This window comes from Salipiger sp. ABF4_146 (assembly GCF_056161345.1).
This window is the reverse complement of record NZ_JBSWYX010000012.1, coordinates 45,439-69,025: the sequence shown is the minus strand read 5'-3', so window position 1 is coordinate 69,025 and position 23,587 is coordinate 45,439. Positions and strand designations below refer to the sequence as shown.

General features: G+C 65.8%; 18 protein-coding genes and 1 tRNA gene. 7 read left to right on the top strand and 12 right to left on the bottom strand.

The window, feature by feature from the left end:
• Window positions 1–63 precede the first annotated feature (63 nt).
• Window positions 64–708, top strand: coding sequence for a PAS domain-containing protein (locus ACXAJT_RS17685; RefSeq protein WP_475237346.1), 645 nt, complete (start codon window positions 64–66; stop codon window positions 706–708).
• A gap of 97 nt (window positions 709–805) precedes the next feature.
• On the opposite strand, the gene ACXAJT_RS17680 is transcribed toward ACXAJT_RS17685, so the two are convergent.
• On the bottom strand, window positions 806–3,370 hold the full coding sequence (locus ACXAJT_RS17680; RefSeq protein ID WP_475237344.1) for an HWE histidine kinase domain-containing protein: 2,565 nt from the start codon (window positions 3,368–3,370) through the stop codon (window positions 806–808).
• Window positions 3,367–3,936 carry a heme oxygenase-like domain-containing protein gene (locus tag ACXAJT_RS17675; protein WP_475237343.1) on the bottom strand — a complete coding sequence of 190 codons (570 nt, stop codon included), beginning with the start codon at window positions 3,934–3,936 and terminating at the stop codon, window positions 3,367–3,369. Before ACXAJT_RS17675 ends, ACXAJT_RS17680 begins: the two co-directional genes overlap by 4 nt.
• Before the next feature lie 294 nt (window positions 3,937–4,230).
• Between ACXAJT_RS17675 and ACXAJT_RS17670 the strand changes: the two genes are divergently transcribed.
• Genes ACXAJT_RS17670 through ACXAJT_RS17660 form a run of 3 tightly spaced genes read left to right on the top strand, consistent with a single transcriptional unit; the run spans window position 4,231 to window position 6,566 of the window.
• Entirely contained in the window at window positions 4,231–4,383 is a 153-nt protein-coding gene (locus ACXAJT_RS17670; RefSeq protein ID WP_475237341.1) for a hypothetical protein, read from the top strand.
• 24 nt (window positions 4,384–4,407) lie between these two features.
• Window positions 4,408–4,842, top strand: a complete 435-nt coding sequence (locus ACXAJT_RS17665; RefSeq protein ID WP_475237339.1) for a hypothetical protein — start codon at window positions 4,408–4,410, stop codon at window positions 4,840–4,842.
• The gene (locus ACXAJT_RS17660) at window positions 4,824–6,566 is read left to right on the top strand and encodes a mechanosensitive ion channel domain-containing protein (RefSeq protein WP_475237337.1); all 1,743 of its coding nucleotides are present in this window, start codon (window positions 4,824–4,826) and stop codon (window positions 6,564–6,566) included. The genes ACXAJT_RS17665 and ACXAJT_RS17660 overlap by 19 nt, the downstream gene beginning before the upstream one ends.
• Window positions 6,567–6,706: 140 nt before the next feature.
• On the opposite strand, the gene ACXAJT_RS17655 is transcribed toward ACXAJT_RS17660, so the two are convergent.
• The 9 genes from ACXAJT_RS17655 to ACXAJT_RS17615 form a co-directional block, all read right to left on the bottom strand.
• Window positions 6,707–6,783: transfer RNA gene (locus ACXAJT_RS17655), tRNA-Arg, on the bottom strand.
• Window positions 6,784–7,005: 222 nt separating this feature from the next.
• Window positions 7,006–8,169 carry a M20 aminoacylase family protein gene (locus ACXAJT_RS17650; protein ID WP_475237335.1) on the bottom strand — a complete coding sequence of 388 codons (1,164 nt, stop codon included), beginning with the start codon at window positions 8,167–8,169 and terminating at the stop codon, window positions 7,006–7,008.
• Between the two features lie 146 nt (window positions 8,170–8,315).
• Entirely contained in the window at window positions 8,316–9,665 is a 1,350-nt protein-coding gene (locus ACXAJT_RS17645) for an NAD(P)/FAD-dependent oxidoreductase (RefSeq protein WP_475237333.1), read from the bottom strand.
• Window positions 9,662–10,828, bottom strand: coding sequence for an acetylornithine deacetylase (gene argE / locus ACXAJT_RS17640; protein WP_475237331.1), 1,167 nt, complete (start codon window positions 10,826–10,828; stop codon window positions 9,662–9,664). The genes ACXAJT_RS17645 and argE overlap by 4 nt, the downstream gene beginning before the upstream one ends.
• Window positions 10,829–10,944: 116 nt before the next feature.
• Window positions 10,945–12,246 carry an Hsp70 family protein gene (locus ACXAJT_RS17635; RefSeq protein ID WP_475237330.1) on the bottom strand — a complete coding sequence of 434 codons (1,302 nt, stop codon included), beginning with the start codon at window positions 12,244–12,246 and terminating at the stop codon, window positions 10,945–10,947.
• Window positions 12,247–12,425: 179 nt separating this feature from the next.
• A complete protein-coding gene (minE, locus tag ACXAJT_RS17630) occupies window positions 12,426–12,704 on the bottom strand; it encodes a cell division topological specificity factor MinE (protein WP_475237329.1) in 279 nt (92 codons plus the stop codon).
• A complete protein-coding gene (gene minD, locus ACXAJT_RS17625) occupies window positions 12,701–13,519 on the bottom strand; it encodes a septum site-determining protein MinD (RefSeq protein ID WP_475237328.1) in 819 nt (272 codons plus the stop codon). Before minD ends, minE begins: the two co-directional genes overlap by 4 nt.
• A gap of 26 nt (window positions 13,520–13,545) precedes the next feature.
• Entirely contained in the window at window positions 13,546–14,367 is an 822-nt protein-coding gene (minC, locus tag ACXAJT_RS17620) for a septum site-determining protein MinC (protein ID WP_475237327.1), read from the bottom strand.
• A gap of 153 nt (window positions 14,368–14,520) precedes the next feature.
• Window positions 14,521–16,341 (bottom strand): ABC transporter ATP-binding protein, encoded by a 1,821-nt coding sequence (locus ACXAJT_RS17615; RefSeq protein ID WP_475237326.1) that lies wholly within the window; start codon window positions 16,339–16,341, stop codon window positions 14,521–14,523.
• Window positions 16,342–16,593: 252 nt separating this feature from the next.
• Between ACXAJT_RS17615 and ACXAJT_RS17610 the strand changes: the two genes are divergently transcribed.
• From ACXAJT_RS17610 to ACXAJT_RS17600, 3 genes are all read left to right on the top strand, one after another.
• A complete protein-coding gene (locus tag ACXAJT_RS17610) occupies window positions 16,594–18,300 on the top strand; it encodes a peptide ABC transporter substrate-binding protein (protein ID WP_475237324.1) in 1,707 nt (568 codons plus the stop codon).
• Window positions 18,301–18,580: 280 nt separating this feature from the next.
• Window positions 18,581–19,618: an ABC transporter permease gene (locus tag ACXAJT_RS17605; protein ID WP_475237322.1), complete on the top strand. Its 1,038-nt coding sequence runs from the start codon at window positions 18,581–18,583 to the stop codon at window positions 19,616–19,618.
• Complete coding sequence (locus ACXAJT_RS17600; protein WP_475237321.1) at window positions 19,611–20,591, top strand: ABC transporter permease; 981 nt, start codon at window positions 19,611–19,613, stop codon at window positions 20,589–20,591. The genes ACXAJT_RS17605 and ACXAJT_RS17600 overlap by 8 nt, the downstream gene beginning before the upstream one ends.
• Window positions 20,592–20,894: 303 nt before the next feature.
• Here ACXAJT_RS17600 and ACXAJT_RS17595 read toward each other — a convergent pair whose 3' ends face one another.
• Window positions 20,895–23,432: a penicillin-binding protein 1A gene (locus ACXAJT_RS17595; RefSeq protein ID WP_475237320.1), complete on the bottom strand. Its 2,538-nt coding sequence runs from the start codon at window positions 23,430–23,432 to the stop codon at window positions 20,895–20,897.
• Window positions 23,433–23,587: the final 155 nt, after the last annotated feature.

Below are 23,587 nucleotides of genomic sequence, written 5' to 3'. Positions count from 1 at the left end.
TGCCAGCAGGTATGTTACCAATCGATTAACGGCTCCGTGCCCTTTATTCCCGGACCCTCTTCAATGATTCTCGCAGATAGCAGCCTCGAAGCTTCCGCCCTGTCCGCCGCAATGGGCTACCTTGCTCAGCGCAGTACCGTCTGCGCCAAGGTCCTCGACCGCGAGGGCAAGGTCATGGCGATCAACAAACGCGGGCTTGAATTGCTGAACGTCGACGCCGAAGCGGTCTGCGGGCAGGTCTGGACAAGCTTCTGGAAAGGCACCGAGCGCGAGAAGGCCGAGGCCACGGTGCGCAGCGCCTTCGACGGCAAACCTTCCAGTTTCATCGGTGTCTTCGCCGGAGCCGAGGCCGCAGACACCCTCTGGGAAGTCGAGATCGTGCCGCTGGACTGGCAGGACGGCAAGGTCAGCCGCGTGCTGGCGCTTTCGTCGCTGATGTCCGGCAAGGCCGCAGACGGCAAGACCAACGGTCGTGACTTTGAGGACCGGCAAATGCTGACCTCGCTCAGCGAGTTGTTCCACACGCTCAGCAACCTGACCGCGGTGACCACAAGCGCCGCCAATATCCTGCGCCGCGGCGTCGACACCGACCGCGCTGAAACCCTTGCCGACGCGCTGACCGAGGCGGGCGAAAAGGCCGCCGCCGCGGTGGATAGCCTGCGCGCGCAGATCGGGACGGACAAGGAAAACGAGGGCAAGGCGGCCTGACGGCCCCTGCCCTCGCCCCCCTGCCCTCACAAGCCTCTTTCCTCGCCCGCCTCTTTTCTACGTCAGACCCTCAGCACGCCGCTTGCGGGCGCCCCGCTCACGTGGCCAGTCGCGAGACCGCTTTCGTCAGCGTTTCGATGGTGAACGGCTTGCTGGTCATCGGCGCCTTGGGAAAGCGCGACAGCCAGTCCGACTGCCCCGTATAGCCGCTGGCCAGCACGAAGGGCACGCCGCGCGCCGCCAGCATCTCGGCCACCGGCAGACTGGTTTCCGACCCGAGGTTCACGTCCAGCACCGCCACCTGAATCGGATGCGCGTCGATGATCCGCATGGCCTCGGCGACCGAAGAGGCGGTGTGCACCGTTTCGGCACCGAGATCCGACAGGATATCGGCGGCGTCCATGGCGATGATCATGTTGTCCTCGACCACAAGCGCCACGCCAGAAATGCCGTCCTCGCTGATCGCCGGCGCTTCGGGCTCTGGTTCAGCCGCGACCGGCGCCGGGTCCGGCGCGTCTGTGATATAGCGTTCGGGCAGCAAGAACTCGGCGCGCAGGCCGGTGACCTCGAAATGCACCTCCGCCTTGCCGCGCAGTTCGAAGGGAATGGATTTCTCGATGATCGTGGTGCCGAAACCGCGCCGTTCCGGCGCGCGCACAGCCGGGCCACCGCTTTCCGCCCACGCGATGCGCTGCAGCCCGTCGGGCAACCGCTCCAGCGTCACCTCGACCCGGCCCGACGGCACCGACAGCGCGCCGTATTTGACCGAGTTGGTGACAAGCTCGTGCAGCACCAGCGCCATGGTCGCGAATGCCTCGGGGGCCAGCAGCACAGGGCGCCCGGTGATCGACACCCGGTGCTCTTCGCCAGCGATGTAAGCGCCCAGCTCGACCTTCAGAAGCTCGCGCAGAGCGACGGGCTTCCATTCCGTCGAGGTCAATTGGTCGTGCGCCTGCGCCAAAGCGTGGATGCGCCCGTCGACAGCGGCGGTGAACTCTTCGATCGTCTGGGCAGACCGCCGCGACTGGCCGACCAGCGAGCGGATCAGCCCCAGCACGTTGCGCACCCGGTGGTTGAGCTCGGCGATCAGCAGTTCCTGTTGATCCTGCGCGCGCTTGCGCTCGGCATTGACCTCGTCCGACAGTTTCAGCACCACTTCAAGCAGCGTCACACGGATCGCCTCGGCCGCCTTGAGCGCGGTCTGAGACCACGTCTCGCTGCGCCCGGCCACGTCCTGCTTCCATGTCTCGAAGCTTTTGCGCGGAGTCAGGCGCGCGCCCAGCGGGCCAACTTCGACCGGCTTGTTGGGGTTGCCCGCCCAATTCACCTGCCGCATCACTTCCGAGCGGAAGAGCACGATGTAATCACGCGGCGTGCGCGACACCGGAATGGCGAGAATGCCCGCGCAGTCGGGCAACAGGCTGTCCATCGACGGCAATCGCGCCGAGAGGCAATCGGTGGCATAGACGCGGCTTGCAGCGGCGGTGTTGAGGAATCGCGCGATGGTCTGGAACTGCTCTTTCGAGGGGGCCGTGCCTTGCGTCGCGTACTCACCATCGGAATAGAGCGCGATCCCGTCGAAGGGGATCACCTTGCCGATCTCGCGCGCGATGTTCGGGAAGCTGGCGGCCAGCCCCTCGCCCGAACTGACCTGCATCATCAGCCGGTCGTGCAGCCGTTGCGCCCGGCCCACCGTATCGCTGGTGGCCTTGGCTTCCTGCCGTTCAAGCTCGTATGCAAAGAACTGCGCCAGCAGTTCCACCGCGGTGCGGCGCTCATAATCCACATGCAGCGGCGCGCGGTGATGGCAGGCGAACAGGCCCCAAAGCTCACCGCGGATGATGATCGACACCGACATCGAGGCGCGCACATTCATGTTGCGCAGATACTCCAGATGGACCGGCGAGACCGCCCGCGACACGGCCAGAGACAGATCGAGCGGCCGCCCCTCTGGGCTCTGCTGCGGCATGATCGGTGAGACCTCGTCATCGACATCCGCAATGAGCCGCAGCAAGCTGCGCTTGTAGAGCGCCCGCGCCTGCCGGGGGATATCGGAAGCGGGGAAATGCAGCCCCATATAGGTTTCCGGATCCGCACCGTCCTTGGCCTCGGCGATCACCGTGCCGTCGCCTTCGGGACCGAACTGATAGACCATGACCCGGTCGAACCCCGTCAGCGTCCGCAGTTGCTGCGCGGCCTCTTCAGAGGCGCTCACCAGATCCTTTTGCGCCGAGACCCGGCGCAGCATCGGCGTGACCAGCGCAAGCTCATCCTCTTCGGAATCGCGCACCTTCGGCTCGAACTCGAAGATGAAGCTGGGCCCGGACTGATGCGCGCTGACGTCGAACAGACGACCGTCTTCGAACACATCCATCGAAAAGACCCGCGCCACCGCGTTTTCGTGGCTGGTGCCGCCCAGCTTCTCCCGCAGCTTGGCCACCGTGGCGCGCGGCAGCGCCTCGGTGAGGCTGATGCCGGGCAGGCTCTCGGCCTCGATCCCCAGCAAGGCACCGGTGTTCTGCGAGGCATGCTGCACGATCCAGTCGGCAGAAATAGCGATGAGCGCACCAAAAGACTGAACGTTGCCCAGCAGATGGATTGGCTCACGGTCGCAGTTGGTCAGATCGACAGGCGTGTCGGTCGAGATGAAAGAATCGTTCATGTTGCTCCGGCGGTCGGCGCGGTCAGCACGTTGCGCGCCTCGTGTTCGAAAATGGAAAAGGCGCGAATGGCATCGCGCAGCACGCGCTGCGCCTCGGAGCAGCGGGCCGGCTGCGCCGAAAGCCGCTGGCAGAACGCCCGCCACGCGCCGCGCGCGGGCGCCAGGGCGAAATAGCCGCGCTCAGGCGGTTCCGGCATGGCCCGGCGCAGCATCGTCGCGCCCAACTGCGAGCCGAGCAGCAGATAGGCCACCGCATCCGAATGCAGCGGCAGGTCCCGCCCGGGACCCGACCGGTTGAGAGGCCCGTCCAGATCATCCTCAAGCGCGCGCAGCGTGGCGATCAGCGCATCGCTGGCTTCGGCGGCATGCCAACGGCAGGCTTCGCCAAGACGCGAGAAGCCACGCCTCTGCACTTCGCAGAAGGCACGGCGCGCCTGCATGTCCGTCAGATCAAGCTGAGAGAGATGCGCATCGAGGCGGGCGTGAGGGGCGGATGTGGCATTGCGCAACGCATCCCTAAGATTGCTGTCCCGGATCGCGTCCGGATCGTCGAGGAAGTCCTTCACCCTGTCTGCCCTGTCCCTGCGTGTCTTGTTCTTTGAGGCCGGGTCTTCAACGCCCGCCATAGCGCTTCGGTTCCCGCGGAACAGCATTTTTTTCAATGACGCGATTGCGCGCCCGCCTCTCTGGCCACGGCGGCGCGTCATCCTAGCTGCCCATTGGCGTCTGGCACCTTGGCCTTCACCACGCCGTGACCGGTCTTCGGTGTCATCTCCCTCGCGAATGCCGCAGGGACGCCCCCGTGACTATTGGTAATCGAACGTGGTGATATGACAGTTCTAAGATCCGGGATCGCAGCTTTGCTGATCCTCGCCGCCATGGCATTCAGCGCCCTTTCCCCGACGCGTACCGCGGCCCAGAATGCCGACGCGCAAGCCGCCCCCTCTTCCGATACAAGCGACACAGCGCCGAGCAAGCTCGATCTGCTGCTTGAGGTCATCGAAGACGACTAAAGCCGTGAAGCGCTGATCGCCGAGTTGCGCGCCGCACAGCAAGACGCCTCGGCCAATGCTGGCGACCAGATCGTCGAGACGCTCGCCGGCGAGGAGGCCGCCCCCGCCGAGACCCTTTCGTTCAGCCGCCGCATTGCCCTGATCACACAGGAAACCGCCGAGGGCATCGCCGCCAGCGCAGAGGCCGCGCTGGCCCAGCTTGCGCTCGCGCCGCGGGTCTTCGACGGGCTTGACGGCAGCGAAGCGGGCGTGCTGTTGGACGCACTCAAGGAACTGGCGCTGATCATCGTCGCGACGGTGGCGGTGTTCCTGCTGCTGCGCCGCACGGGCAAGGCGCTATATGCGCGCATGGGCGCCTCGGCACGCGAGGCGGGTGTGTTGCGCACCGCAATGCTGTTTGTCGCCTCGGCGCTGATCGATGTGGCGATCGTGATCATCGCATGGCCGTCGGCTATCTGATCGCCACGCTGCTGCTGGGCAACTTCGGGCAGATCGGCATCCGCCAAACGCTTTACCTCAATGCCTTCCTACTGGTCGAACTGTCGAAAGTCTTGGTCCGGCTCGCGCTATCGCCCTCGGCCCGCAACCTGCGACCGCTGCCGGTCTCGGACGCCGCGGCGCAATACCTCGGCAGCCGGCTCAACTTCATGGTCGGTCTGGTCGGCTACGGCCAGCTGCTGATCGTGCCGATCATCAACGCCAATGTCTCGCTCGCAGCCGGGCGTGCGACCTCGGCGCTGATCGCGGTGATCGTCGTCGGGCTGGCGATCTGGCTGGTGCTGCGCAACCGCCGTGCGGTGGCCGACTGGCTGCTTCGGGGCGGCCAGTCCGAGGCCGAGCACGCTCAGGAGATGCGCCTTGCCGAAGCGGCCGAGAGCGCCGAGGCCCCCACGTCCGCAGCCCCCGACGAGTTCCCCATGGGCGACAGCGCGACAAAGCCAAAGAAGAAACGCGGCGCCTTCACCTTCCTCGTGCAGCACTGGCACTGGCCGGCGCTGCTCTATCTTCTGACCATGCTGGTGCTGGTGCTGGTGCAACCGGGCGACGCCGCCTTCCGCTCGCTGCTGAACTCGGGACAGGTGCTGCTGGTAGCGCTGCTGGGCATGGTGCTTTCGGGCGTGCTGACGCGTGTCATGGTGCGCGGCGTGCAACTGCCCGACACTCTGACCGCGCGACTGCCGCTGCTGGAAAAGCGCCTCAACACCTTCGTGCCGAAAGCGCTGTTCGTGCTGCGTCTCGCGATCTTCGTGCTGGTGGTGGTCTTCGCGCTCAACGCGATCAGCCTGATCGACCTGCGCGGCTGGCTGGCCAGCCAGATCGGCCTACAACTGACCTCGACGCTGTTCTCGGTGGCGGCGGTGCTGCTGGTGGCTTTCGCGGTCTGGGTGGCGCTGACCTCTTGGGTCGACTACCGGCTCAACCCCGAGTTCGGCTCGGTCGCCACAGCGCGCGAGCGCACCCTGCTGACCCTGCTGCGCAATGCCGCGACCATCGCGCTGATCGTCATCACGCTGATGTTCGTGCTCTCCGAGATCGGCCTCGACATCGCGCCGCTGCTGGCCTCGGCCGGGGTGCTCGGCCTCGCCATCGGTTTTGGCGCGCAGAAAATGGTGCAGGACATCATCACCGGCATTTTTATCCAGCTTGAGAACGCAATGAACGTCGGCGATGTGGTCACGCTTGGCAGCACCACCGGCGTGGTCGAGCGGTTGACCATCCGCTCGGTCAGCCTGCGCGACCTGAGCGGGGCGTTCCACGTGATCCCCTTCTCCTCGGTCGACATGGTAACCAACTTCGTGCGCGATTTCGGCTATTTCGTCTGCGACATGGGCGTCGCCTATCGCGAGAACATCGCCGAAGTGATACAGGCCATGCTCGACGCCTTCGAGCAGCTGCGCGCCGACCCCGATCAGGCCGCCTCGATCCTAGATGATCTGGAGTGGTTCGGGATAAACGCCTTCGGCGACAGCGCCGTGGTGGTCCGGGCGCGGATCAAATGCGTACCGGGCACGCAATGGGGCGTGGGCCGCGCCTATAACGGCGTGCTGAAGGAGGTCTTCGACGCGCGGGGCATCGAGATCCCCTTCCCGCATCAGACGCTTTATCTCGGCGAATCCAAAAGCGGCGAGACCCAGCCGTTCCGCATCCGCATGGAACGGGCGGCAGAGGGAGGCAGCGCCTAAACTCGCAAACCAAAACCGAAAAGCCGCGCTGCCCACAGCGCGGCTTTTTTCCATACCCACCCCAATACACAGGCGTGTAACGGCCCGGCGACGCCACGCGCCGCGAAACTCTGAGAACGTCAGTGCTGTGAAAGAGTGGGTGGCGCACCCGAAAGGATTCGAACCTTTGGCCTCTGCCTTCGGAGGGCAGCGCTCTATCCAGCTGAGCTACGGGTGCCTGTGGCGGGTCTTAGAACAAAGCAGGAGCCTCCGCAATCGCAAATCCTTTTCGCAGAGAAATCTACCTGCCGTGTCGCCGCTTGGCCCGAAAATACCCGACGCCGATCCGCCGACAGGCCCCTCTAAGAGCTTCTTCTCTTTGAAAATACGCCGGGGGTGAATTGGCCGCAGGCCAAGAGGGGGCAGCGCCCCCTCACGCACGACGACCCGACAGAAAACTTTACGCCGCCGGCATACGGCGCTCGACGATCTCGGCCCACCACGAACAGCCCGCAGGGATCGCTTCGTCGTTGAAATTGTACTGCGGGTGGTGCACCGCAGCGGTGTCGCCGTTGCCGAGGAGGATGTAGGCCCCCGGGCGTTCCTCGAGCATGAAGGCGAAGTCTTCGCCGCCCATCACCAGCGGCGCAGCGGCGCAGTCGCCCGCGACCGCGCGCGCCACATCGGCGGCGAACTCGGTCTGCTCTTCGGAGTTCACCATCACCGGATAGTTGCGCGTGTACTCCATCTCTGCCGTGCAGCCGAGCGCCGTGGCCATACCTGTGCAGATCTCGCTGATCCGGGTTTCGGCAAGGTCGCGGTTCTCCGGCGCCAGCGTGCGCACGGTGCCGCGCAGCGTCACCCGCTGCGGGATCACGTTGAACGCGGTCGAAGAGGTCTCGAAGCTGGTCACCGAGACGACGATCTGACTCACCGGGTCGGCGTTGCGGCTGGCAATCGTCTGCAGCGCCGTGACGATCTGCGCCGAGGCCACCGTGGGGTCGATGGTCTCATGCGGCTTGGCGGCGTGGCCGCCCTTGCCCTCGACCGTCACCTCGAAAACGTCTGTCGCCGCAAAGAAAGCGCCAGGGCGGATGGCGAACTGGCCCACCGGCACGCCGGGCCAGTTGTGCATACCATAGACCTCTTGGATGCCCCAGCGCGCCATCATGCCATCGTCGCACATCTCCTTGCCGCCGCCGCCGCCCTCTTCTGCGGGCTGAAAGATCACCACCACGGTGCCGTCAAAATGACGCGTCTCGGCAAGATATTTCGCCGCGCCAAGCAGCATTGCCGTGTGCCCGTCGTGGCCGCAGGCATGCATCGCACCGGGGGTCTTGGAGGCGTAGTCCAGCCCGGTGTCCTCGAGGATCGGCAGCGCGTCCATGTCGGCGCGCAGACCGATCACCTTGCCCGAGCCGCTGGCCTTGCCCTTGATCACCCCGACAACGCCGGTGCGACCGATACCCTCCACCACCTCGTCGCAGCCGAAGGCCTGTAGCTTTTCCGCCACCAGCGCCGAGGTGCGATGGGTGTCGAACAGCAGTTCGGGGTTTTCGTGCAGGTCACGGCGCCACGCGGTGATCTCGGGCTGTAGTTCGGCGAAACGGTTCTTGACGGGCATAACGGGGGTCCCTGATGTTTGATCATATTTTGCGCGAAGCCTGCCACCGGTGCCAAGGCGTGGCAAGCGGCGGCGCCGCGTGACCCAAGGGCAGACACAGGCAAATGCCAGAGCAGAGGGCGCCATCGCCGCGCGCGCGCAGGCCCCTAGAGGTTCGGCCCCGGCACCAGCTTGCTGCCATCGGAGAACCGCGACAGGCGGAAGCGCGACAGATCATGGCCCGGCTCCCTGCCCTGCGCCATATCTGCGATCACCCGGCCAAAGCCGGGCCCGATGCCAAATCCATGGCCGCACATCCCCGTCGCCACGATCAGCCCCGGAATGTCCGCCACATGATCGGCCACCGGCACCACATCCGGCATCACATCGATCATCCCCGCCCAGCTGGCCTGCAGGGGCACGTCGCCCATCTCGGGGAAATGCTGCGCGAACTGGCTGCGCGTCGCGGCGACCTTGCCGGCGTTGGGCTCGGGCGAGAGGATGCGCATGCGTTCGAACGGCGTCTCTTCGTCGTCGCGCCAGCTGCGCGCTGTGCCCCAGGCATCTGGATAGCCCGCCGGGGCCTTGGCCCGGAAATGCACGTCGAAACTGCCCTGCCGCGCCAGCGTCAGATAGGGCCGCATGTGGCGCACCGCGTCGGGGCCGAGGAACAGTTCCGAAAACGCCGAAGGCGCCAGCGTGTAACCGCCATCGGCGCGCGGTCGGAAGGCCAGCACGTCATCCACAGCCGCGGTGTTCACCAGCTGCGGCAGCGGCGCGGTGGCCATCGCGGTGGAGCGCACCGACAGCTGCGGGATGGTCACGCCGTGGCGTTTGAGGAACAGCCCCGACCACGCGCCGCCCGACAACACCGCACGGTCGCAGCGGACAGTTCCCGCCTCTGTCACCACCCCGGTGACCTTGCCGCCACTGCGCTCGAGCCCGCGCACCGCGCAGCGCTCGCGCACGATCACCCCTTCAAGAGCCGCCAGCCGCGCCAGTTCCGGCACCGCCTGCCAGGGCTCGCCCTTCATGTCGGTGGGCGTGTGCAGCATGCCGACCCAAGGGCAGTCCGTCGCGCCAAGCTGCGCCTTGGTCTGCTCCGCATCCAGAAGCTCGGAACTGACACCCAGCGGTTTTGCCTGTTCGAGCCAGTCCGCGAAGCGTTCCATCTCGGCCTTGCTCTTGGCCAGATAGCCGACGCCCACGGTGCGCGTGCCCAGCCGCCCTTCGCAAAGCCCGTCCAGGTCCTGCCACAGCCGCTGCGCCTCAAGCGCAATGGGAATCTCGGCCATGTCGCGGCCCTGCACGCGGATCCACCCCCAGTTGCGCGAGCTTTGCTCAGCGGCGATGCGGCCCTTTTCCAACAGCGCGACCTTCAGCCCGGCGCGATTGGCAAACAGCGCCGCGCAGGTGCCGATGACGCCGCCACCGATGACCACAAGGTCCACCGTTTCGGGCAGCGCGCCCTGATGCTCGACCGGGCCCTCGTCGCGGAACGGAAAGACAAGGCTCATGCCAGACGCTCCAGCAGCGTCTCCATGAAGGCCTGCCCGGCCTGAAGCTGCGAGACGGCAATGGACTCATTCGGCTGATGCGCGATGCCGATGTCGCCCGGCCCGCAAACCACCACGTCGTAGCCGCCGTTCTGGAAATGGCTGGCCTCGGTGCCGTAGCTGACGTGGCGTTTGGCGTTGTCGCCGGTGATCTGGCGCACCAGTTCCTCGGCACGGTTGTGCTCGGTGGGCGCAAAGGGCGGCAGGTTGAAGGACTCCTTGACCTCGATCCACGCCTCGGGCCGCACCGCCTGCATCTGCGCGGTCAGCTCGGCCACTTTGTCCTTCAGCCGGCTCACCCAATACTCAGGGTCCTCGCCCGGCACCACGCGGAAGCCGAGCGGGAACCAACAGTCCTTGGCGGTGATGTTCTGCGCCGTGCCGCCGCGGATCTGGCCAACGTGGACGTTGGTGTGCGGCGGGGTGAACAGCTGCGCCACCGGGCCCGGCTCCGCCGCGGCGCATTCGGCGTTCAGCGCGTTGCACCAGTCGATCAGCTTGGCGCCCCACATGATCGCCGAGACGCCGGTTTCGAGGATTGAACTGTGCACCTCGACGCCGTGCACATGCACGTCGAAACTGCGCCCGCCCTTATGACCGGTCACCGGCTTCAGCATGGTCGGCTCGCCGACGATCACCGCGCGGGCCTTGGGCACCACACCCTGCATCGCCTCGACCAGATCGATCGCGCCCTCACAGCCGATCTCCTCGTCGTAGCTGAACGCAAGCTGCAGCGGCCTACGCACGCCCCGGTGCTTGGCCTCGACCAGCGCCCAGATCGCCAGCGCGTCAAAGGCCTTCATATCGGTGGAGCCACGCCCGTAAAGCCGCCCCTCGCGCTCGGTCAGCACCCAAGGGTCGCTGTCCCACGCCTGCCCCTCTACCGGCACCACATCGGTATGCCCCGACAGCACCACGCCGCCCTCGGCCTGCGGCCCCACATGGGCGAAAAGCGCCGCCTTCAGGTCGGGCTCGGAAGGTTTGGCGTGGCGGTGGCTGTCGATGCCATGGCTGGCGAGATAGTCTTCGGTCCAGCCAATGAGGTCGAGATTGCTGCCGCTGCTGACAGTGGGAAAGGAGACGAGCTTTTCCAGCAGCTCACGCGGCGATAGGCGGGGGGTCATGGGGCGTCCTTGGTCTGTCTTCCGCGCCGACCTAATCGCGCCTCGGCGCCAGCCACAAGCCCCCACGGGGCATTCGCCGCCCGCAGACTCTGGGCCGCCCTATATCCACGCAGCGCTCAGCGGCGCGCGACGCCGCGTCCCGCCGCCGCCCACGCCAGCCCATCAACGACGGCGGTAAAGGCCTCCGAGCGGCGCTGCGTGGCCCCCGGGCAGACCGCCCGCGCCTCGTCGCCCACCAGCGCCATCAGGCTCGAGCCGCCCACCAGCACCACGTTGTCCACCTGCGCCGGCGAGACCTGCGCCAGCATCAGGGTCTGGTAGATGGCCATGCGCAGCGCCTCGCGCATCTCGGAAAGCGCCGCGTTGAGCGATCCGGGCGTGACGCGCGCCGCCAGCCCCGGCGCGATCATCCCCATGGCGATCTCGGCCCCGGCGCCGGAGTTGGCGTCGATCTTGCCACGCTCGACCGCAAAGGCCAGCTCGTGGCCAAGCTCGTCCGCGATCACCGTCTTCAGCCGCTGCATCCGCTCGGGCGCCTCGGCATGGCGCAGCAGGTCCTCCACCGCCCGCTCGGTCTCGCGAGTGTAAAGGAAAGCGATCTTCGCCCACGTGGACAGATCCACGTAAAGCGCATTTGGCACCGGCAGCAGCCCGCCGCCGAAATCGCGCCGCAGCTGACCGCCCAGACCCAAGAGCGGCATGGCGTGACGCATGGAAACGGCATGATCGAAATCCGTACCGCCAAGCCGGATGCCGTGGCTGGCGGTGATCGCGATCCCCGTTCCCTCGCTGCGGAACACGGTGAAATCGGAAGTGCCGCCGCCGATGTCGACGATCAGGCCGGTGCCGCCTGCCCCCTCGGACACGGCGCTGGCCAGCGCCGCCGCCTCGGGTTCGAACATCATCTCCACATGCTTGAAGCCCGCCGCCTTGTAACAGCCGCGCAGGTCTTCCTCGGCGCGCGCGTCGCGCTCGGGATCGCCGGAATGGAAATGCACAGGCCGGCCCGAGAGCGCCCGGTCGAACCGCCGCCCCGCCTCTGCCTCGGCGCGCGCCTTCACCTCGCGCAGAAACGCGGTCACGATCTCGGCCAGCGTGCGCCGTTTGCGGCCAATCAGACGCTTTTCATGAAAGAGCGCGGTGCCCAGCACGCTTTTGAGCGCCCGCATATAGCGCCCCTCGTCGCCGGCGATCAGCGCCTCGGAAGCCGTCGCACCGATCAGCATGCCGCCGTCTTCGGGGAAGAACACCGCAGTGGGAAGCGTCTCGCTGCCCGCTTCGATCTGCAGCCGCCGCACCGCGCCCCCCTCGACGATCGCGGCCGCCGAGTTGGAGGTCCCGAAGTCGATCGCCAGAACGTCGCCCGACGCAAATTCTGCACTGCCCATGACGTCCATGACGCCCATGACTTCACCCATGACACCCTCCGCGCTGGAAAGGCGCCCCGCTACAAAAAACTGCCGCCAGGAACAAGAGCGAAACGCCGGTCTCTTCGTCTAGACGAAAATATCCCGGGGGAGTCCGCGTCAGCGGACGGGGGCAGCGCCCCCTCGGGCGCCGACCAAACGCGCGTGCATCTGAAAAGTGGCGTCGGGCCTCAGCCCTTTGCCGCCACCTTCTTCTTTTCGTCCGCGGGCAGCTCGATGTTGATCTCGAGGCTCGAGACGTCGCCGACGGAATCCATGCGGATGCCGACCGCGTCGTCGCTCACCTCGACATAGCGCTTGATCGCCTCGAGGATGTCACGCTGCAGCATCGGCAGGAACTCGGCTTTCGGCCCCGACCCGCGCTCGTGCGCCAGCAGGATCTGAAGCCGCTCCTTGGCCTGCGTCGACGACTTGGGCTTGCGGTTAAAGGTAAAGCCGAAAACCTTCATGCGCTCCTCCCGAAGAGCCGCGACATGAAGCCGGGAACCTTCTCCCCTTCGATCTTCATCTCGATCTCTTCACCGCAGAGGCGCGCGACGGCTTCCTCATAGGCGGTGGCCGCGCGGGACTTTTCGTTCAATGTCACCGGCACGCCGACGTTCGAGGCGCGCAGCACCGCGGGGCTTTCCGGGATCACGCCCAGCAGCGGGATCGCGAGAATTTCCAGCACGTCCTCCACCGACATCATCTCGCCCTCGCCCGAACGCTTGGGGTCGAAGCGGGTGAGCAATAGGTGGCTCTTGATCTGGTCTTCCTCGCCCTTCTCGGCGCGGGCGGTCTTGGAGCTGAGCAGCCCGAGCATGCGGTCACTGTCGCGTACCGAAGACACCTCGGGGTTGGTCACCACCACCGCCTCGTCGGCGTAGTACATGGCCAGTTGCGCGCCGCGCTCGATGCCCGCCGGGCTGTCGCAGATGATGTAGTCGAACTCCTCGCGCAGCTCGTTCAGCACCTTCTCGACGCCCTCTTGGGTCAGCGCGTCCTTGTCGCGGGTCTGCGAGGTCGGCAGCACATAAAGGTTGTCGAGCCGACGATCGCGGATCAGCGCTTGGTTCAGCTTGGCATCGCCCTGGATCACGTTGATAAAGTCGAACACCACGCGGCGCTCGCAGCCCATGATCATGTCGAGGTTGCGCAGGCCCACGTCGAAGTCGATCACCACGGTGCGGTGCCCGCGTGCCGCGAGACCGGCGCTGATGGCGGCCGAGGACGTGGTCTTGCCCACGCCACCCTTGCCCGAGGTCACAACAATTACTTTGCTCACTGGCGGCTCCTGTCTAAATGTCGAGGTCAGGCGAACGGCGAAACGACCAGCCGCTCGTCCTCGAGGTAAATCTGCACCATCTTGTGACGCACGTCGGCGCCAAGGCTGTCGGATGTCCGGTAAAGACCGGCGATCGCCAGCAGCTCGGCATCGAGAGACTGGCAGAAGATGCGGGCGTTCTCATCGCCGTCAATGCCCGCAAAGGCACGGCCGCGCATGCGGCCATAGACGTGAATGTTGCCGGCGGCGAAAAGCTCGGCGCCCGAGCTGACCGGGCCGACGATGGTCAGATCGCCCTTGTCGGCGATCACCGTCTGGCCCGAGCGCACCGGCATGGTGACGATCTTGTTTTCGGGCGCCATGCGCACCGGTTCGGGCGCCGGCTGCGGCTCGGGGGCCGGGGCTGGCGTCGGTTCGGGGCGCGCGCGCTCGGGGATGACCCGCTGCGGGCGTTTCTGTTCAGAACTGGGCAGCGCCCCGCGCAGCGGCGCATCGCGCCCGCCTGTCACGGTGATCAGCCCCAGCCCGGCCGCAGCCTCGCGGAGCGCCTCATCGCCGCCCTGAATGCCGAAAACCGCCAGATCGCGGCGGCGTAGATCGGCGACCAGCTCGCTCAGCGCCTCGGCGCTGACCTCAGCTTGCGATTGTTCAAGGTCGATGATCACCGGCGCGTCGGTGAAGAAGTTCGGCGTCTTCTCCAGCCGGTCCGCCAGCATCTCGTAGAACCGGGCGTCCGGCGCCGCGCTCAGGCGCAGGGCCAGTGCGGTCAGGAACCGCCCCCGGAACTGGAAGGGTTTCAGTGTCGTTCCGACACCTTCGGTGTTGCCGCTCGCGACGTCTGTCTGCACGCTTGGTCTCTGCCTTCTGCTCTCGGGCCCGGCACAGATTCGTGTCTGTGCTTCGTTCCGATCGTGCATAATCATCACACGCCGACAGATCCACCTCCAAGCCCTATTTTTCTCCTTTTAGGCAGAGAAGCGCCGTATGGGGCGCCACAACCCTTAGTAGCCACTGGCAGAGGTGAGCACGAAATGATCATGCCCGACCTGCTGGTACACGTTCTGCTCGGGCTCGTATCCGACCGGGTGGATCGGCGAGGGAATGGGCTTGAAATTGAGGTCTTTTTCCGACTTCCGGCGGCGCGGATCGGCGATCGGAACGGCGGACATCAGAGCCTTGGTATAGGCGTGCTGCGGGTTCTCGAAAACCGCCGCGCGCGGCCCGATTTCGACGATCCGGCCAAGGTACATCACCCCCACTTTGTGGCTGACCCGTTCGACCACCGCCATGTCGTGACTGATGAAAAGATAGGACAACCCAAGCTCGGCCTGCAGTTCCATCATCAGATTGACCACCTGCGCCTGCACCGACACATCGAGCGCCGAGACCGCCTCATCCGCGACGATCAGCTTGGGATTGAGCGCGAGCGCCCGCGCGATGGCGATGCGTTGCCGCTGGCCGCCCGACAGTTCGTGCGGGAAGCGGCGCATGAAGCTGCGCGGCAGTTCGACCCGGTCGAACAGCATGGCCACGCGGTCCATCATCTCCTTGCCCTTGTGAGAGCCGTAATTGCGCATTGGCTCAGCCACTTGGTCGGCAAGGTTCATCTGCGGATTGAGCGAGGCGAAGGGATCCTGAAAGATCATCTGCATCTCGCGCCGCGCATCGCGCAGCATGTTCGGCCCCAGCCCCATCACGTCGACGCCGTCGAGCACGATGCGGCCTTTTTCGGGCTCCACCAGCCGCAGGATAGAGCGCCCGCAGGTGGATTTGCCGCAGCCCGACTCCCCTACCAAGCTGAGCGTCTGCCCCTTGTTGACGGTGAAGCTGACATCTTCGACCGCATGCACGTTGGCCACGGTCTGGCGAAAGAACCCACCCTTGACCGGAAAGCGCGTGGTCAGCCCCTGAACCTCAAGCAGCGGCGTTTCGCTGCCGGGGATCGGCTTGATCTCGTCCTGCTCGCGGCCCAGCAGCTTCATCGGCTCGGGCAGCGCCTTGCCGCGCATCTCGCCCAGCTTCGGCACCGCCGCCAGCAGCGCCTGCGTATAAGGGTGCTGGGGGTTTTCGAAGATCTCCTCGACCGTGCCCTCTTCGACCTTGTTGCCGCGGAACATGACGACCACCCGGTCGGCCATCTGCGCCACCACCGCCATGTCATGGGTGATGAACATCACCGCCGTGCCGGTTTCACGCTTCAGCCGGTCCATCAGCGCGAGGATCTCGGCCTGAATGGTCACATCAAGCGCCGTGGTCGGCTCGTCGGCGATCAGCAGGCGCGGCTTGCAGGCCAGCGCCATGGCGATCACCACGCGCTGCCGCATGCCCCCCGACAGCTCGTGCGGGTATTGCTTCAGCCGCCGCTCGGGCTCGGGGATGCGCACCTGTTTCAGCAGTTCCAACGCCCGCGCCTCGGCCTCATCCTTGGTCATGCCGCGATGCACGCGCAGGCCTTCGGTCAGTTGGCGGCCCACGGTAAACACCGGGTTGAGCGCGGTCATCGGCTCTTGGAAGATCATGCCGATCTCGTTGCCGCGGATGTCGCGCATGACGTCCTGAGAGGCTTTCGCAAGGTCAGTCTCGCCGCCGTCCTTGCGATCAAAAATTAGGCGCCCGTTGGCGATTTCTCCGCCGCCGAACTCGATCAGCCGCATTAGCGAAAGCGAACTGACCGATTTGCCGGAGCCGGATTCCCCAACCACGCAGACGGTTTCGCCCGCGTTGATCTCAAAGCTTACATCCTCGACACCAGCCACCGGGCCGTCTTTTGTCTCGAATTCAACGCGCAGGCGGTCGATCCGCGCAATGGGGGTGTCCAGCATCAGGGCCTCTCCGTATCGGTTGGTGCAAACGCTAAAGGCACCTTCGTGAAACTGTCAAACCCATGCGGGGGCTGACCCCAAGGCAATGCTTGCATTTTGCGCGGGTTCTGTTTCGATGACCGGCAAGCGGGATGAGACCACCAGAAGCGCCGGAACCAAACGTCCGGCGTTTCACGGTTTTCCCGCTGCCACAAAGAAGAGACCAAAGGTCGAATGACCAAACGGTCTTAGGTCGATAACAGGGAGTGACCTATGAAACTCAAGACCCTTCTGCTCGGAGCTGCCGCCAGCTTTGCGCTGGCCCCCGCCGCAATGGCGGAGCGCGGCTCCGACGGGCATGTGAACATCATCTACTGGCAGGCGCCGTCGATCATGACGCCCTACCTGTCGAGCGGCACGAAGGACATCGAAGCCTCGTCGCTCGTGCTCGAACCGCTGGGCCGTTACACCGAGACCGGCGCGCTGGTGCCCTATCTGGCAGAGGAAATCCCCACGGTCGAAAACGGCGGTGTGTCCGAAGACCTCAAGTCGATCACCTGGAAGCTGAAGGAGGGCCTGCTGTGGTCCGACGGCACGCCGGTGACCTCGGCTGACGTCAAGTTCACCGCCGATTACTGCATGGACCCCGAAGGCGGCTGCGCACAGCTGGCCAAGTTCGACCACATCTCCTCGATCGAGACCCCGGACGATCTGACCGTCGTGGTGAACTTCGACGAGGCGATGCCGAACCCCTACGGCCCCTTCATGGGCGGCCAGTCCCCGATCCTGCAGAAAGCGCAGTTCGAGAACTGCACGGGCGCGGCGGCTTCGACCTGCACCGAGGCCAACTTCAACCCCATCGGCACCGGCCCCTTCGTGGTCGACGAGTTCAAGCCGAACGACGTGATCTCGCTCTCGGCCAACCCCAACTACCGTGACCCGGCCAAGCCCGCCTTCGCGACCGCCACGCTGAAAGGCGGCGGCGATGCGGAATCCGCGGCCCGCGCGGTGCTGCAGACCGGTGAATTCGACTACGCGTGGAACCTGCAGCTTGCCCCCGACGTCCTCGCCTCGATGGCTGAAGGCGGCGCAGGCACCCCGGTCTCGGCCTTCGGCACCCTGGTCGAACGGATCGAGATGAACATGACCGACCCCTCGCCGGAGCTGCCCGAGGGCGAGCGCGCCACCGTGGCGCACCCGCACCCGATCCTGTCCGACGAGCGCGTCCGCCGCGCACTGTCGATGGCCATCGACCGCGAGCTGCTGACCGAGATCGGCTACGGCCAGGCCGGCCGCGCCACCTGTAACCTCGTGCCCGCGCCCGAGCTTTACGCCTCGGACAACACCGAATGTCTGACGCAGGACCTCGAAGGCGCCAAGGCGCTGCTTGAAGAGGCTGGCTGGACCGACAGCGATGGCGATGGCGTGCGCGACAAGGACGGCGAGCCGCTGAGCCTGCTCTACCAGACCTCGACCAACGCCGTGCGTCAGGACTTCCAGGCTCTGATCAAGGATTGGTGGCGCCAGATCGGTGTCGAAACCGAACTGCGCAACGTCGACAGCTCGGTGTTCTTCGGCGGGGATCCGGGCTCGCCGGACACCTTCCAGAAGTTCTATGCCGACGTCGAGATGTACGCCAACAACTTCGACGGCACCGACCCGCAGTCCTACCTGCAGATGTACCGCTGCGGCAACGAGCCGAAGCCGTCGACCCAGTGGCAGGGCGAGAACATCAACCGCTTCTGCAACGAAGAGTATGACGCCCTGCTCGACGAGCTGGCGCAGACTGGCGAGCTGGAGAAGCGCGGCGAGATCGCCAAGAAGCTGAACGACATCATCACCAAGGAAACGATGACCATCGTGCCTCTGGTCGACCGTGGCCGCGTCTCGGCGCATTCCAACACGCTGGGCGGTGTCGTGCTGAACACCTGGGACAGCGAGCTGTGGAACGCCGCCGACTGGTACCGCATCGACGGCTGATCGCCTGACACGCACGTCCCCGCCCGGCGCGGGGGCGTGCCCCTTGCTCGGAAGGTCTGCCCGTGACCTCACCTCTCCGGAACCCGGACCTCGGCCTCCCGCCCCGGTCCACCGACGCGGCAACTGCCGCCGCACGGCGTCAGCCGGTTCCGCCGCACGGGCCCCACAACAAAGACACGGAATTCATGACGCACACAGCCCGCATCCATGACCGGTGCCGGACGCGGCGGCTGCATCCGCAGCCCAGACCCGCCCGCGCCCTCGCACGCGAGGTCCGCCCATGCTGACCTACGCAATCCGCCGCCTCGTCCTTTCGATCCCGACGCTGCTGTTCATCAGTTTCGTGATCTTCATGCTGCTGCAACTCGCGCCGGGCGATCCCATGGCGCAGGTGCCGCTGACGGTGCCGCCGGAGGTGAAGCAGAAGATGCGCGAGGCGCTCGGCGTCGGCGAACCGGCGCTGGTGCAATACTGGAAATGGCTGGTGCAGGTGTTCTGGACCGAGCCCAAGATCTTCATCGACTGGCTGACCCGCGACACATGGCTGCTCGGCTGGCTGCCCGACACGCATCTCTATCAGGGTGAGCTGCGGGTGATTTCCTGGCAGACCCGCTCGCCGGTGATGGACATCGTGCTGCAGCGCATTCCGCAGACGCTCTGGGTCGTCGGCCTGAGCTACGTGGTGGGCGTGCTGATCGCCCTGCCGATCGGCATCTACTCGGCCTACCGGCAGTATTCGGTCTTCGATCAGGCCGGGACGTTCATCACCATGGTGGGCTTTTCGATCCCGCCGTTCTTCACCGGGCCGCTGCTTATCGTGATCTTCTCGGTCTACCTCGGCTGGTTCCCGTCGATCTATGACACCACCCACGTGGTGAACGACTGGGAAAGCTTCAAATTCCAGCTGCTGCAGATGGTCATGCCGGTGATGGTGCTGGCGCTGCAGACCACCGCGCAGCTGTCGCGCTACATGCGCGCTTCGATGCTCGACAACCTCAATCAGGACTACGTGCGCACCGCCCGCGCCAAGGGCCTGTCGGAAGCCGTGGTGGTGATGATCCACGTGCTGCGCAACTCGATGATCCCGGTGATCACCGTGATCGCGCTCGGCGTGCCGGCGATCTTTGGCGGCGCGATCATCACCGAGAACGTGTTCAAGGTGAATGGCATCGGCCAACTGCTGATCACCGCGCTCTTTGCCAACGACCTGCCGATGGTGATGACGTTGACCTTCATCTTTGCCGTGCTGATCGTGGCCTTCAACCTGATCGCCGACATCCTCTATGGCCTTCTCGACCCGAGGATCCGCTATGACTGAGCCCGTTCCCGCCTCCCCCGCCCCGATCGAGGCCCTGCGCGACAAAGGCCCGGACAAGCCGCCGCGCTCCAAGTGGAAAGACGTCTGGAGCCAGTTCCGCAAGCACAAAGGCGCGATGATCGGGGGCTTCTTCCTGATCTTCATCACCCTCGGCGTGCTGGTCGGCCCGTGGCTCTGGACGCTGGATCCGCAGGCGCTCGACATCCGCGCCAAGGACATGCGCCCGATCTACACCGCGCTGTGGGACAGCACCGCCAAAACCGGCTGGGCACACCCGCTGGGCAGCGACCAGCTGGGCCGCGACAACCTCGCACAGCTGATCGCTGGCGGGCGCGCCTCGATGGCGGTGGGCTGGGCGGCGATGATCCTATCGCTGGTGATCGGCGCGGGCGTCGGCGTTCTGGCGGGCTATTTCAAAAAGCTCGACGGCCCGCTGATGCGCCTGACCGATCTGTTCCTGAGCCTGCCGATCCTGCCGCTGCTGCTGGTTGCAGTGACGCTGTTCCGTCAGCCGCTGCGCGCCAATTTCGGCCCCGAGGGCGGCATGTTCATCCTGATCGTGGCGGTGGTCGGCATCACCTCGTGGATGCCCACGGCCCGCATTGTGCGCGGCGACGTGCTGGCCCTGAAAGAGCGCGAGTTCGTGCTGGCAGCACGCTCGATCGGCACACGGCCGTTCCAGATCATCAAGCGCCACCTGCTGCCGAACGTCCTCTCCCCCATCATGGTTTCGGCAACCCTCGGCCTCGCCACGGCGATCATCACCGAAAGCGCCCTGTCGTTCCTCGGCGTGGGCTTCCCCTCGGATTTCCCCACATGGGGCAAGATGCTCGCCGACGCGGTGGCGCGGATGGAGGACTTCCCCGAGCGGGTGATCCTGCCCGGCATCGCCATCTCGCTCACCGTGCTGGGAGTGAACTACCTCGGCGACGGCCTGCGCGACGCGCTCGACCCGCGCATCCGCGGCCGGTGAGCCGCACACGATCAGGCTCCGTCAGGGGGCGGGAGGCAGCGGCCTTCCGCCCCTTTTCTTTGCCCCGCCTTCGCCTACCGCCGCACCGGCGGCGGCGCCGGATATGCATATTTGAAAAGAGAAGAAGACCATGCCGCCGTGCGCTTCTTCTCTTCTAAAATACGCCGGGGTGAATTGGCCGCAGGCCAAGAGGGGCAGCGCCCCTGCTCGCCGCTGCCAATTGCGGCACTTCGGCAAGCAAACAGGCGGAGGGAACACCCCCTCCGCCTGTTCAGATCGTCCGAAGTGCCGCAGCCGCAGCCCTCAGTAGAGGCCGCCCGAGCTGAGCGTGCCGAAGGACGCCTTCGGACCTACAGTCGCCTTGCGGCCCGTCGAAGTGGTCACCTCGCGCGGGCGGGTCGAGCCGTCGGGCTGGATCATGTCGAAGTTGCCCGACATCGCCCAGCCGCCGTCAAGCTGCACGCCGAAGAGCGGCTCTTCACCCGACCGGAAGCACTCGGCCACCACGTTGTCACCCGAGGCATTTGGCCCCAGCCGCGCGCCGGTGAAGCGGTCCATGTTGAGGAAGTTACACGCGGGCGGCACCTTGAACTGGCCGCCGCCGTATTTCTCGACCGCCTTGAGCATGAAGCGGTTGAACACCGGCCCGCACATGCCGCCGCCCGAGGCCCCCCGGCCCAGCGGGCGCGGCGTGTCATAGCCGATGTAGCAGCCCGCCACGATGTTCGAGGTGAAGCCGAGGAACCACACGTCCTTGGCGTCGTTGGTGGTGCCGGTCTTGCCGGCGGTGGGCACCGGCAGGTTCACCGTGCGCGAGGCGGTGCCGCGCTGCACCACGCCCTGCATCATTGAGGTCAGCTGATAGGCGGTGACCGCGTCCATGATCCGGTCGCGGTTGTTGCGGATGTCCGGGCCGCGGCCCGGCGGCAGGTTCGGGTCGGCGCAATCGAGGCAGGTGCGCTCGTTGCCCTTTTCGTATTCGTGGTTGTAGACGGTACGCCCGTAGCGGTCCTGCACCCGGTCAACCAGCGTCGGCGACACGCGCTCGCCGCCGTTGGCGAACATCGCGTAGGCCGAGATCATCTTGTAGAGCGTCGTCTCATCCGCCCCGAGCGCGTTGGCCAGCACCCGCCCCATATGATCGTAGACGCCGAATTTCTCGGCGTAGCGCCCCACCGTGTCCATGCCAATCTCCTGCGCGAGACGGATGGTCATCAGGTTGCGCGAGCGTTCGATCCCGGTGCGCAGCGGGGTTGGCCCGTAATAGGTGTTGGAGGCGTTCTTGGGACGCCAGACGCCCTGCGGCGTGTCGATCTCGATCGGCGCGTCGATGATGATCGTCGAGGGCGAGTACCCAGAATCCAGCGCCGAGGCGTAAACGAAGGGCTTGAAGCTCGAACCGGGCTGGCGCAGCGCCTGCGTGGCGCGGTTGAACACCGAGTTCTGGTAGCTGAAGCCGCCCTGCATGGCGATCACCCGCCCGGTGTTGACGTCCATCGCCATGAAGGCGCCCTGCACCCGCGGCACCTGCCGCAGCGTCCATCGGATGAACGATCCATCCTGATCGGTGATCATCGCGCGCACATGCACCACGTCGCCGCGTTTGAAGTTGTCCACGAAGCTGCCGCGAATCCACGATATGTCGTCGCGCGGCACCACCGACGGACGCTCGGCGGTGTCTTCGACACCTTCGATGCCGAGACGCATCTGGCTGTCGCCCACCTCCAGCACCACCGCCGGGAGCCACGTGCTTTCGAGGTCGACATCGCGCGCCACCGGCACCGAGGCCAGCGCCTCGCGCCACGCCTCTTCCGAACCGAGGCTTTCTTCGGGAATGGTCTTGCCGGTGCCGCGCCAGCGGCCAAGGCTGCGGTCGTAGTCCTCGAGCGCGATGCGCAGCGACTTGGCCGCCTCCACCTGCATCTCGGGGTCGAGGGTTGCGCGAACCGACAGGCCGCCGGAGAAGAACTCGCCCTCGCCGAACTGGTCGGTCAGCTGGCGGCGGATCTCGTCGGTGAAATAGTCGCGCGGCGGCAGCCCGTCCTGATACGGCGGGAAATCGCCGTTCTGCACCGTTTGCAGCGGCTGCGCGACGCCATGCTCATAGGTCGCCTCGTCGATGTAGCCGTTTTCCAGCATCTCGCGCAGCACGTAGTTGCGGCGCTGGGTGACGCGCTCCTTGGCGCGCACCGGGTGGTAGCGACCGGGCGCCTGCGGCATTGCCGCCAGCATCGCCGCCTCATGCGGTTCAAGTTCGGTCAGGGTCTTGTTGAAATAGGTCTGCGCCGCGGCGGTCACCCCGTAGGAGTTCTGGCCGAGGAAAATCTCATTGAGATAAAGCTCGAGGATCTTGTCCTTGCTCAGCGTTTCCTCGAGCCGCGAGGCGAGGATGATCTCTTTGATTTTGCGCTCGATCTTGCGGTCGCCCGACAGCAGGAAGTTCTTCATCACCTGCTGGGTGATCGTCGAGGCGCCGCGCACCTCGCGGCCGCGCGTGCGCACGGCCTCCACCACCGCCGCCGCGATGCCGCGCACGTCGTAGCCGTGGTGCTCGTAGAAGTTCTTGTCCTCGGCCGAGATGAACGCTTGCTTGACCATGTCGGGGATCTGGTCGGCGGGGGTGAACAGCCGCCGCTCCTGCGCGAACTCGTCGATGATCTGCCCTTCCTGCGAGTAGATGCGGGAGATCGTCGGCGGTGTGTACTGCGCAAGGCTTTCGTGGCTTGGCAGGTCTCGGCCATAAATCCAGAACACCGCGCCGATGGACAGCGCGACCGCCATCACCCCCAAGGTGATGACGCTGAAGATGGCTCCGAAGAACGAGAGAATGAACCTGGTCACAAGCAATGCCCCTTTGGATTGCAGTCCCATTATACAACGCAACGCGTCAGGTCAAAACACAAGCCTGCCAGCGCCCCCCGCCGGGCAGGCTCCTGCCGGGTGGGTCGCGCCCAAGATACCGGGGTCGCGCAAACCGCGCCGCGCGGCAGGCGGCA